Origin of the sequence: Bacillus cereus (genome assembly GCF_002561295.1) — a bacterium.
GTDB classification, from domain to species: Bacteria; Bacillota; Bacilli; order Bacillales; family Bacillaceae_G; genus Bacillus_A; species Bacillus_A cereus_S.
Genome location: NZ_NTUG01000021.1, coordinates 84,661 through 97,090 on the forward strand (window position 1 = coordinate 84,661; position 12,430 = coordinate 97,090).

Consider the following 12,430-nt stretch of genomic DNA (forward strand, 5'->3'; position numbering starts at 1 on the left):
TTCTCTCTATTTTTCAGCCAACTCTTTTTCATCACTCGTCACATCTAACACATCTAAAAGGAACATGAAGACTGGAATACCAATAATCAGTCCCCACACACCTAAAAAGTGTTCAGAGAAAATTAATACCATAAATGTATAGAAAATCGGTAAATTTGTTTTTTGTGACATGAACTTTGGATTTAAAACATAACTTTCAAGTGCGTGAATAACAGCAACAATGATTAAAATATAAACTACATACGTAATGCTACCGATATTATAGGCAATCATACAAAGCGGAACGAGCGAAATGATTACACCAGCTACCGGGATTAAACCAAGTAAGAAAATCATTAACGCTAAACCGAGCAACTGTGGAAATCCTAAAACCCATAGTGCAATTACTGATAAGACACAATTAACAATTGCAATTAAAAACTGCGCTTCAATTACCTTACCAAACGAACGAGCAAACTTCTTGCCGAAATATTCAATTTCAGTATAAAAAATAGCAAGTCTACTCTCTTTAAATTTTGAAGTAAAAGCAACAATACGAGCCTTCTCAAGTAAAAAGAATAAACTTAAGATGAGGGAAAGTAAAAATTGCAAACCAAATTTTCCGACGTTAGCGATAGATTTATAAAGAATGTCTACACCTTGCCCCACATATTTAGAAAGTTCCATATGATTAATGGCGTTAATTGAAGCCTTTATAATTTCATTATCTGGTGGGTTTTTCAGAAACACGTTGAACTGATAAATCAATTGTGAAATTTGCACCGTCAATACTGGTAGATATTTAAATAATGTAATGGAAATTCCACCAACTAACATTACATATAAAAACGCTATAATAATTTTCCGATTAATCGGCATAAAGTGATTAAATTTTCGTGAAATAAACTTCTGGAATCGATCCATTAAATACGTAAGCATAAACGTAATTAAAATTAAATTAAACATACTTTTTAACCCGTATAACATAAGAGCTAATAAAAGCAGTACAAGTAATCTTTGGAATCCTTTACTTTGAAACAGGTTTTTCATTTGCATAATTGACGAGTGATCTCTCCTGTCCTATAAATCATGTTACTTTCTATTTTACAATACAATCATTCTTTTCAGAACGTATTCTATACAGTATTAATGAAGATTTAAGGAAAATCTCTTTTCTCCTTGCATAAAAAAGCGAAACTTTCATCAGTAGAGATTTTCTTCACCCTCCACCTAATTTTTTTACCAAATTTCGAAGTAAAGATTTTACTGTGTGCGAATAGCAGGATAAAATAGGTCCTACCACTACTGTAACACAAAAAGCAAGCTATCAGTAGAAATCTGTTCTACGAATAGCTTGCTTTTACATTTTTACGAAACATATGTTACTAACCGATAAATGGCATGAACATCGGAATAACAACTACTGTTACAACCCCAACTACTGTTACTGCAATACTTGCCATCGCTGCTTCTACTTCTCCCATTTCAATTCCAACCGCAACGCCAAGTGCATGTCCAGCAGTTCCGAGTGCTAAACCTTTTGCAATTGGGTTTTTTACTCTAAATGTTTTTAAGAATAACGCGCCGAGTGCGTATACAATAACTGCATTAAAAATAACTGCAAAAGATGTAATAGCTGGAATACCGCCGATGCTTTCGGATATTGGTAAAGCAATTGCCGTTGTTGCTGCTTGTGGTAACATAGAATTCATTACAGATGTGTCTAACCCAATTGCTTTAGCGACAATGAACACGACAATCACTGAACAAACAGATCCAACAACAATGGCAGATAAAATTTGCCACCAATATTTTTTTAACTTATCAACTTGTTTGTATAATGGAATTGCAAAGGCAATTGTTGCCGGCTCTAAAAAGAAACTAATCATCTTACCGCCAGTATTATATTCTTCAAATGTAAAATTTCCAACCTTTAAAAATACAATCCCAAGTACCATCGCTACAAACAATGGTGTGAATAAGAAGAACCCCTTTGAATGTTTGAATAAGAATGTTCCGATCCCGTATGCGATTAATGAAACGACGATTCCGAAATATGGAGTCATTGTGCTTGCCATGTTCATTACCTCCTAACCACTTATGGTCTAATAGTTATGCTGCTTTTCCATGTTTACGTCCTTTGTTTACAACATCTAGTTGTTTTGTATCTGTTGTTTCTTTTTCATCTTTTCCTAAAATAAATTGTGCAAATAAACCAGTTACTGCTAATAGAATAATTGTTGCAACAACAATTACAGTTATGATTTGTACAAAATATTGTCCCATTACACCAAGAGAATTAATAACGGAAATACCAGATGGTACAAATAAGAATCCAATAATACCTGTTAACGCTGTTCCAAGTGATTCAACCTGCTCCAATTTAATAACCTTTAAGCATAGTAGACTAAACAAAATGACTAATCCAATTACTGATGAAGGCATTGGAATTGGTAAGTGTGTTGCAATAATATGAGAAACCAACATAATAGCTGAAAAAACGAATGCTTGTGATAAAAAACTGTATACTTTTTTTGTACTCATTTTGGCCACCTCTTTCGATTTGGTACCTTTATTGTATATGATGTCAACGATTAAGTAAGCGCTTACAATACAGAATGTCAAATATATGTAATCAGTTACAAAAATGGCTGGATGAAATGCAAAAGCCGCTTCTTAAATACGAAGCAGCTTTTTGAGTTCCTTTGCATATGTGCGACTTACTGGTACTTTCGAATTATCTTTCATAGTTAAGTTATACGTAGAATTAAACCACGGCTGTACTTCTGAAATATGATTGATATTCACAATAAAACCACGATGAACACGCATAAAAGTCATTTGTGGTAACTTCTTTTCTAAAATAACAAGTGTATCATGAGTTACATATGTCTCTTTAATCGTCTTTACAGTTACTCTCCCGTCCACAAGTCCTACATAAACAATGTCTTCAATATTCACAAGTACAATGGACTCTTCTATTGGTAATGCCAGCTTATGCATCTCTGTCGTGACATCTGAAACTTTCATATCTGGCTTTTTCTCTGTTTCACTTTGCTGACGCTTCTTATACTTTTTTAATGTCTGTAAAATCCGCTCTTCATCAAACGGCTTTAAAATATAATCTAGCGCATCCACCTCAAACGCCTGAAGCGCATATTGATCATACGCCGTTGCAAAAACAATGGCCGGTGGATTTTTCATTTTCTTTAATATATTTGCAATTTCAAAGCCACTATCATCTGAAAGCTGAATATCTAAAAAGACAAGGTCTGGCTTGTTCCCCATTAACTTTTCTAATGCATCTTCCACGCAATCAGCTTCATCAATTACGGAAACTTCTTTCGTACGCTGTAATAAATATTTCAATTCATCTCGTGCTAACATTTCATCATCAACTACTAATACCTTTAACACTACCTTCTTCCTCCCCTATATTTTGAATCGGTATTGCAAAGGAAATTTCTGTCCCTATCTCCGCTTCACTCTTAATATGAAGTATTGTATCTTTCCCAAACAATCCTATTAACCGTTGATTAATATTATATAACGCTGTCCCTGTCCCTTTTTTAGATGAGACCACAGACTTCCCTAACTTTTCTAAACGCCCTTGTTCAATTCCTTGTCCATTATCCTTTATCTTAAAGTAAATCATGTCTTCCTTGGCATATACATGAACTTCTACTTGGCAAATTGGTTGTTTCTTTGGAAATGCATGTCTAAGTGCATTTTCCACTAATAATTGTAGTACGAATGGTGGAAGTAAAACCTTATGTAATCCTTCCTCAATGTACGTTTTCACTTCATATTTATTTGGGAACCTCGCTTGTTCTAATGATAGATAGGCATGTACATGATTCAGTTCCTGCTCTAATGGAATCAGTAACTGACGTGCTCCTTGTAAATTACAACGAAAATACACACTAAGTTGTAATAAAAGCTTCCTTGCTTTTTCTACATCTGTTCGGCATAACGCTGATACTGTATTAATCGCATTAAATAGAAAATGAGGATTAATTTGTGCTTGTAACGCTTTGATCTCTGCGTCTTGAAGTAACTTACTTTGCAGTTCAGCCTCTCCTAACTCAAGCTGTGTTGAAAATATTTTTGCTAACCCTTCTGCCAATTCTTCCTCCACACGACTCAATCGATTTGGGTTTTTAAAATAAAGCTTTAATGTCCCGATTGTATTTCCATGTGATGTTAAAGGAATGACTACCGCCGCTTGTAAGGGGCACCCTTCATGTTGACAATTAATAATTTCCCGTGATTTCGCTTTCATTATTTTCCCTGTTTGTAGTACTTGTTTTGATAACCCTGTAATTAAGCTATGTGAAGGGATATGGTGATCTGATGCTAATCCAACATGGGCTAATATTTTTTCTGTATCTGTTAAGGATACCGCATCCGTCCCCGTAAAACGATGGATAATTTGTGCCACATGCTTACAAGATTCCTCTGTTAAGCCTTGACGAAAATAAGGTAATGTCTTATCAGCAATCCGAAGTACTTTGTGGGTTTGTAAAGCCTTCGCATTTTCTTCTTGGCGCAAAATGGCTTGTATCATAGAAAGTAAAATAAAACTACCTAAGCTATTCACAAGAATCATCGGTATTGCAATTGTTTTTACGATGCTAACCCCATCTTCTACAATAAACAGAATCATCACCATTTCTAGAGATACAATAAAAACACTTAAAATAGCAGAAAACTTAGGTGTAATGGTACGATTATACTTTTGAAAAATGTAACCAATATAACCGGTAATAATCCCTGCTAAAATAGACGAAATCGCACAGCTCAGAGCCGTCGTTCCTCCAAGCATATAACGATGAATACCAGCAATTGACCCAACGCCTATCCCAATAATTGGTCCACCTAATAGTCCGCTAATCCCAACCCCCATAATACGCGTATTGGCAATTGTACTCGATGACGAGACACCTTGTAGCCAATTTTCATTCATAATTGTATTCCCGGCAATTTCAATTCCTGTGTAATTGCTTACAATTGTAAATACGGAAAAAATACAAATAAGCATAAACCTATCTTTGTATCCTCCTTGTTTATGAAGGAGACGTCTAAATGTTTTAATATGTGAAAGTAAAAAACCTAATATAACAATTAACCCGACACGTTCAATCATCATAAGCACTAAATCTAGCATTTGTAATTCATCCTTTTTTGTTTAATTAGTTTTATTATCGAAAAATAATGAAGGTATCGTCAAGAAAAATACTATGTATTTCATGTAATTGTATAATATAGAACATTTAAAATAACCCATATTATTCATTTGACAATAACGACTAAGAATGCTAAAACTAAAGTAATATAATTACAGTCCTTTAACACAGCCCCGTGAGGTTGAGAAGGAAGTCGGAATATAGATACGTGTATATCCTTTTACAGGAACACGTATGCTTTTTTGGCCTTCTCACAATACTAGGTGAGAAGGCCTTTTATTATTCTTCCATAGTGACTGTATAACAAATAAGGGGGAGTAATGATGAACATCACAGGTGAAGCACAGCAAGTAATAGAAGAGACAAAAGCAAAACGATATAAGACCTTACTTGGCTCTGCGCTAGGATATGCAGCGGAAGGATTGGATATGCTGCTCCTATCTTTCGTACTTGTATATATTTTAAAGGAATTTAACTTATCACCAGTAGAAGGCGGAAACCTTACACTTGCAACAACAATTGGTATGTTAATTGGTTCATACTTATTTGGATTTATCGCTGATTTATTTGGCCGCATTCGAACAATGGCCTTTACCATTTTATTATTCTCACTAGCAACCGCTCTGATTTATTTCGCAACAGATTATTGGCAATTATTAATTCTTCGCTTTCTAGTAGGTATGGGTGTTGGTGGTGAATTTGGAATTGGAATGGCTATTGTAACTGAAACATGGTCGAAAGAAATGCGTGCCAAAGCAACTTCTGTTGTCGCACTTGGATGGCAGTTTGGCGTATTAGTTGCTTCATTACTTCCAGCCTTTATCGTTCCACACTTTGGTTGGAGAGCTGTTTTCTTATTCGGCCTAATCCCAGCCCTACTAGCCATTTATGTTCGTAAAAGTTTAAGTGAACCAAAGGTATGGCAGCAAAAACAGGAATATAAGAAAGAATTACTACGAAAAGAAGCAGAAGGAACCCTGACAGCTAATGAAGCTGAGCAGCTAAATCATATGAAGAAGTTCCCACTTCGAAAATTATTTTCAAATAAAAAAGTAACAATCACAACAATTGGACTTATTATTATGTCATTCATCCAAAACTTTGGATATTATGGTATTTTTACATGGATGCCAACAATTTTAGCCAACAAATATAACTACACATTAGCGAAAGCAAGCGGTTGGATGTTTATTTCCACAATTGGAATGCTAATTGGGATTGCAACATTTGGAATTTTAGCTGATAAAATTGGACGCCGCAAAACTTTTGCAATTTATTATATCGGTGGTACGATATATTGCTTGATTTACTTCTTCTTATTCACAGATGCAACATTATTATTATGGGGAAGCGCTCTACTCGGTTTCTTCGCAAATGGTATGATGGGCGGATTTGGAGCAATTTTAGCTGAAAACTATCCAGCGGAAGCACGTTCTACAGCTGAAAATTTCATTTTTGGTACCGGACGCGGTTTAGCAGGATTTGGACCAGTAATTATCGGATTGCTTGCTACAGGTGGCAATTTACTTGGAGCTTTATCACTTATCTTTATCATCTATCCAATTGGACTTATTACAATGCTAGTGTGTGTTCCAGAAACAAAAGGGAAAGTACTCGACTAAGCTTAATCAAAGAAAAAGCATTGAAATTTCTTATTTCAATGCTTTTTTATTATCTATGAAAGAAATTTGGAGTTAAAATCGTATTCGGATAAGGCTTGTGATAAATATGAGTTGCAGCCGGTGATAATGGCGGAATGAGCCATACCCAGTTTCCAGTCACAACGCGTCCACAAGCAGCTTCTTGCTTCTCAAACTGTGCAAATTGCTGCGCTGCTGTATGGTGATCAACAATACTTACTCCATTCTTCTTGAAAGAATGTAAAACAGCTATATTTAACTCTACTAATGCTTTATCTTTCCATAGCGTACTATTTCTAGTTGTATCCAAATTCATGATTTCTGCCACAGCTGGAAGTAAATTATAACGATCCTGATCTGCTAAATTACGGGCACCAATTTCTGTTCCCATATACCAGCCGTTAAAGGGAGCAGCTGTATAAGAAATCCCGCCAATTTCCAAACGCATATCTGAAATCATTGGTACGCCATACCATTTCATCTCAAGTGATGAAAATGGATATTCCGGATGCTCAATATTTACTTCCTTTACCTCTTCTTGAGGAATTTCCTTATACACAGGTTCTCGTCCATCCACAGAAAATACAAGTGGCAATACATCAAAGTTTGTACCTTCTCCATTCCACCCAAGTTTCTGGCAAAACGCTGTAAATAGAACTGAATGAGAGTCACCAATCACTCCCATTTCTGTTTCATATCCCGCATAACGAATCAACTGATGATTATAAATTCTGATGCTGTTTTGTTCACCATTATACTGCTTGAAGATTGTGATAGTCGGTTTAATTTTACCGTCGTTCGTTGCATATTGAATATGATGAATCAGTGCGTTATATACGCCTTTCTCATCATTTACTTCCCGGGCATCTAATATGTGCATTTTATTCCAAAACAATCTTCCAATACATCGATTACTATTTCTCCAGGCCATCCGTGCACCATGGACAAGTTCTTCAAAAGTATGTTCATATGTTCCTGTTTCTTCTATTTCCGATGCAATTTGAGCAAGCCGTTCTGCTATTTGCTTCTTTTTACCTAGCTCTTCATAACAAGTCGTAATAAACTTACTTGCTTCATCTATTAATTCTTTCATTTTACTCATAAACAATCTCCTTCTATTTCACCACGACACTACTACTTTACAGTATAACAAAAAGGGGTGTAGTAACAAACCTGAAAAAGAGGGCTTACATAAATCCAAATTTAAAGATCGACATCCCCCCTTCTCCCATGCCGAGTTAAAACAAAGAGAGAGAAAAAGTTCAGGCCCCCTTTTGTTATTCATAGCAAGAATTTATATGGTCCCTTCATTACAACTTATCCTTCCGGAAAATTGACAGAATTATATATTTTATTGTTGACTCACGGAAAAAATAGGTGTAATTTTGAGTTAGGTGAAATATTTTTACTTAGCGCAACTTTTTCAAGAAAAGAAGGTTAACTGGGATCAAGTAAATGAAAAGTATTTACAAGTAATTCAATTACAAAAGCATTAATTATACGAATAAGGTAAATTTGGTAATGTAAAAGTAGTATCGTTGAAATCCTCCAAAATCCCCCAGATTGCCACTGGGGGATTTTATAAATAACCATCAAATTACTTCAATATAATTTTTCAATATATTATGTATATCTAGCTTTAATTCTCTAAACTGAAACCCTAGCTCCCTAGCTCTCGTATTATCTAGCGTACAATTTGTTATTCCATTATACGGGGCTATGTTTTCTCCTTTAGCTTCAATATAAGCTTCCATCCCTGTATTTTCTTCTACAAAATCAATAACTTCTCTCATAGAGATAACCCCACTATTACATGCATTCATTGGGCCACTTACATCTATTGAACTAAGCCAGGCTAAAAACCTTCCTGCCTCCTTTTCATGTATAAAAGACATGTCTCCTTCTATATCTTCTACCTCAAATGGCTTCCTCTTTATAATATTTTCAACATAAAACCACAATCTCTTTGTATAATCATTTTCACCAATGACAACTGGAAAGCGAACTGCAATAACAGGGAATGTTGCATGTTGAAACAACACAGACTCCACTAGTCTTTTCCCTTCACTATAAGAAAAGTCTTTCCTTTCCCCATAAACAATCGGATACTCATATGGATTGAAATCAGATTCTTTTAAAGATAATGATGGCTCATATACAGCCATTGAAGATGTAACAATATATCTCTTCACCTTATTATGAAGTACCTTGCATATAATCTTTGCTGCATTCGGACTGTAGCAAAGATTGTCATACACAACGTCATAGCTTTCTCCCTCTAATATTTTTTGGAGTTGTCCTTCATCTTCCCGGTCTACAACGGCTCTTTTAACAGTACTACCAAACGGATCCACTGTAAGCCCACGTGTTGCAATTGTTACATCATGTCCAGCTTCTAGAAGACTTTCTACTAAGCGTTTTCCAAAAAACCTTGTTCCGCCAAATATCAATATCTTTTTCATATTCATCATTCCCTAATTATTATAGTTTTTCATGATGACTGAACTTATGATTATTTCCCTTATTAATTATATAAAAAAACAGAGAATCTACATACAGATTCTCTGTTCTTCGAATTAAAACAATTATCGTACTCGATACTTAAAAATGCAGTAACAAAAATATAAAATAGAAAGTACTGACATATAAACACATGCCTGATATACCGCCGGTGTTCCCCATATTCCCATAAAATAAAGAAGCGAAGGAATTGTAAGTGTTACCCATGATTGTACAAATGCTATCCTTCCAAGATATTGGTTTATATTCTTTTTTTGTACATTTAATACAAAGAATAAATACCAAAGAAGTGCCCACATAAACCAAGTCAGTGCATTAACGATATCGTTAAATTGAACAAACGATACGACCATATAGAATAATGCAACAATGGCTACCCATAAACAAAACCATCCTAGTCCATTTCCACTTATTCCTGTAATAAATGTGATACCTACATACAAATAAGTTAAGCCAAATAAGAAAGTGGCTGCATATGAATACACAGTCCAATTGCTTTGATCGGAAATCATAATAAGATAAAACGGAATTACAATTTGTAGCACCCCTACAAATAAATTAAAAACACCCGCGCTTTTTTCTTCTGCTTTCCCTAATATAACAAGGCTATTTAAAAATAGCGCTGCACCTGAAAGTAATAATCCAACATAACCCATATATGTTCGTGTGAAAACCATAGTTTTTCACACCCTAACCTCCTCATACCATAAAATCATACTAATAATATCTTTCTTCTTATTTAGAACTGAATACATTACAAATAACAAAACACTACATTCGTAACGTACAACAGTGTTTTCTACAAAATAATACGTCAGACCTCCTACCTCAAAAAATAAAACAGTCCAAAATATGAATTGATTAACACGCACATTAAAGCGTTTTCAATTCATTTTATCCTTGCCAACTGATTATAAACTTACTCTAAAGATGATACAAGTACTGTAATAACGATCAAAAATAAAATTATACCCTATTTTTATCTCGCATTAACGGGCAGTAAGACCCCACTGATTAAAGTTTCACTTTATAAAAAGTAGAATTGCTCATTTGACCTATCTCATTCTACTAACTTCTAGCATACAATACTATAAATCAACATCTAGTTTTCATAAAAGGAGAGATTATATGCCTAAACAGGTAATCCATTCAACGGGTGTATTAACACGTGAATCACAAACAGATTCTATTCAAGTAAATATTGTAAACTTGGATAGAAATTATGCACATTATATTCATGTCGAGATATGGGATTGGTCCAATCATTCTAATCCAGTACAACTACCAATTCTAGTTGGAGAAAAACAAAAAGTAAGCTTTCCCTATCATCTTGATAGTGAAAACTTAGTCGTGCTATCTGCAAATTTAGATGACAGCATTCATTTTTATGAAATTCGCATCACTCACTTAGACCATTCTAATATTATTACAAATTGCTTTGGGCGCAGCCTATCTTCAGCTACAGGTCAAGAAAGTGAGACAGTATATCATAAACAACTCGTTCGAGTTCATCAAGGGTATATCCCTCATCCCATCTTGTAATGAAGCAAAATTAGAATCATCCTCCTTTAGATTGATTCTAATTTTGCCGCCCCCTACTTCCTAATTAAAAAGACTACATAACTCCCCATATGTGGGTGTAACTTTTACATACAATGAAACTTTAATCAGCAAGGGCCAATCTTATTATTCGTGAATATCGCCATAAATAGAATATTGTTTTAACTAAATTACGTAACAATATACACATACAAAGTGAGAAAGACTACCTAATAACACGAAAATATGAAAGATTTCATGATGCCCCATATATTTAAATTCTAACCATTTTGGTTTTGCTCCGTAAATAAATCCACCAATCGTATAAAAAAAACCACCAAGCACTAAGAACACAATACCCTCTATACTTAGATTCTCTAATAGTGATGGGAAGAATAGAACGATTAACCAGCCCATCATCAGATAAATTGCTGTTGATAACCACCTTGGACAATTAAACCAAAACATTTTAAAAACAACACCACACACAGCTATTGCATAAACAAGAACAAATAATAACAAACCATTTGTAGCTTCTAATGTAATTAAACAAAAAGGTGCATATGTGCCTGCAATCAAGATAAAAATCATCGAATGATCCAGTTTTCTAAAGAAATAAATAACACGTTCACTTGCTACAACACTGTGATACACGGCCGAAGCTATATAAAGAATCATCATCCCTAATCCAAATAGAATAACTGCTGAAATTGTAGAAATAGATGGCATTTTTACAGAAACTTTTACAAGCATAGCTAATAAGGCAATAAATGATAAAATGGCACCCCCTAAGTGGGTAAACGCATTAACCGGTTCTCTTACATAAACATTCATTTTAACAACTCCTTATATAATCACATGTAGTTTCTATAACTACATGTAATTATATACACAATCGATATAAAGGTCAACATTTACAATTCATTTAATTCGTAATACCATATTTAAAGAAGCAGTATATATCATTCCTACAAAGGTGAGGGTTTATATGGAAAACATAAAAAACTTACTTGAAACTTTACATTTAGAAAAAAACATTATGCTTGAAGATATTCCTAATGTAGATTTATATGTAGATCAAGTTGTTCAACTATTTGAAAATAATTATGGCGATACAACAAGAACAGAAGATGAAAAAGTACTTACAAAAACGATGATTAATAACTACGCAAAAGGAAAGCTATTCATCCCTATCAAAAACAAAAAATACTCAAAAGAGCATATGATTTTAATTAGTTTAATTTATCAATTAAAAGGGGCTCTCTCTATTAATGATATTAAAAGTTCTTTAGCGAACCTCAATGAGAGACTTATAAACGATGATGCTTTTGAATTGGAAACTTTCTACAAAAATTATCTTGAACTAACAGAAACAAATGTGGAGAATTTTAAGAAGGATGTAGATAATCGGGTGACTGAAGTACAAGCTGCATCTTCATTTAAAGATAAAGAGTTAGGGAAAATTTTATTACTAACCTCATTTGTAACAATGAGCAATATGTATAGACGTTTAGCTGAAAAGTTAGTTGATGATTTGAAAGAATCTTAACCGTAAAGAACTACCCA

12 protein-coding genes are annotated in these 12,430 nt (G+C 34.2%); 3 read left to right on the forward strand and 9 right to left on the reverse strand.

The window, feature by feature from the left end; all coding sequences use genetic code 11:
- Positions 1 to 6 precede the first annotated feature (6 nt).
- The 5 genes from CN373_RS14420 to CN373_RS14440 form a co-directional block, all read right to left on the reverse strand.
- Entirely contained in the window at positions 7 to 1,035 is a 1,029-nt protein-coding gene (locus tag CN373_RS14420) for an AI-2E family transporter (RefSeq protein WP_001178086.1), read from the reverse strand.
- A gap of 329 nt (positions 1,036 to 1,364) precedes the next feature.
- Positions 1,365 to 2,057, reverse strand: a complete 693-nt coding sequence (gene lrgB / locus CN373_RS14425) for an antiholin-like protein LrgB (protein ID WP_000168859.1) — start codon at positions 2,055 to 2,057, stop codon at positions 1,365 to 1,367.
- A gap of 34 nt (positions 2,058 to 2,091) precedes the next feature.
- Positions 2,092 to 2,523 (reverse strand): antiholin-like murein hydrolase modulator LrgA, encoded by a 432-nt coding sequence (gene lrgA, locus CN373_RS14430; RefSeq protein ID WP_000104912.1) that lies wholly within the window; start codon positions 2,521 to 2,523, stop codon positions 2,092 to 2,094.
- Positions 2,524 to 2,655: 132 nt separating this feature from the next.
- Positions 2,656 to 3,396 carry a LytR/AlgR family response regulator transcription factor gene (locus CN373_RS14435; protein WP_000921851.1) on the reverse strand — a complete coding sequence of 247 codons (741 nt, stop codon included), beginning with the start codon at positions 3,394 to 3,396 and terminating at the stop codon, positions 2,656 to 2,658.
- A complete protein-coding gene (locus CN373_RS14440) occupies positions 3,374 to 5,146 on the reverse strand; it encodes a sensor histidine kinase (protein ID WP_098359577.1) in 1,773 nt (590 codons plus the stop codon). The genes CN373_RS14435 and CN373_RS14440 overlap by 23 nt, the downstream gene beginning before the upstream one ends.
- A gap of 342 nt (positions 5,147 to 5,488) precedes the next feature.
- On the opposite strand from CN373_RS14440, the gene CN373_RS14445 reads away from it, so the two are divergent.
- Complete coding sequence (locus CN373_RS14445) at positions 5,489 to 6,787, forward strand: MFS transporter (protein WP_001027763.1); 1,299 nt, start codon at positions 5,489 to 5,491, stop codon at positions 6,785 to 6,787.
- Between the two features lie 49 nt (positions 6,788 to 6,836).
- Here the strand turns inward: CN373_RS14445 and CN373_RS14450 are convergent, their stop codons facing one another.
- The 3 genes from CN373_RS14450 to CN373_RS14460 all read right to left on the reverse strand — a co-directional run bounded on the left by CN373_RS14450 (position 6,837) and on the right by CN373_RS14460 (position 9,981).
- Positions 6,837 to 7,907, reverse strand: a complete 1,071-nt coding sequence (locus CN373_RS14450) for a nitric oxide synthase oxygenase (RefSeq protein ID WP_000041399.1) — start codon at positions 7,905 to 7,907, stop codon at positions 6,837 to 6,839.
- A 490-nt stretch (positions 7,908 to 8,397) separates the two neighbouring features.
- The gene (locus tag CN373_RS14455; protein ID WP_098359578.1) at positions 8,398 to 9,267 is read right to left on the reverse strand and encodes an NAD-dependent epimerase/dehydratase family protein; all 870 of its coding nucleotides are present in this window, start codon (positions 9,265 to 9,267) and stop codon (positions 8,398 to 8,400) included.
- Between the two features lie 123 nt (positions 9,268 to 9,390).
- The gene (locus tag CN373_RS14460; protein ID WP_002058627.1) at positions 9,391 to 9,981 is read right to left on the reverse strand and encodes an AmiS/UreI family transporter; all 591 of its coding nucleotides are present in this window, start codon (positions 9,979 to 9,981) and stop codon (positions 9,391 to 9,393) included.
- A 472-nt stretch (positions 9,982 to 10,453) separates the two neighbouring features.
- Between CN373_RS14460 and CN373_RS14465 the strand changes: the two genes are divergently transcribed.
- Positions 10,454 to 10,867, forward strand: a complete 414-nt coding sequence (locus tag CN373_RS14465) for a hypothetical protein (RefSeq protein ID WP_001126051.1) — start codon at positions 10,454 to 10,456, stop codon at positions 10,865 to 10,867.
- Positions 10,868 to 11,050: 183 nt separating this feature from the next.
- On the opposite strand, the gene trhA is transcribed toward CN373_RS14465, so the two are convergent.
- Positions 11,051 to 11,698: a PAQR family membrane homeostasis protein TrhA gene (gene trhA / locus CN373_RS14470; RefSeq protein ID WP_001103893.1), complete on the reverse strand. Its 648-nt coding sequence runs from the start codon at positions 11,696 to 11,698 to the stop codon at positions 11,051 to 11,053.
- 154 nt (positions 11,699 to 11,852) lie between these two features.
- Between trhA and CN373_RS14475 the strand changes: the two genes are divergently transcribed.
- A complete protein-coding gene (locus CN373_RS14475; RefSeq protein ID WP_098359579.1) occupies positions 11,853 to 12,413 on the forward strand; it encodes a DUF1836 domain-containing protein in 561 nt (186 codons plus the stop codon).
- The last annotated feature ends 17 nt before the right edge of the window (positions 12,414 to 12,430 follow it).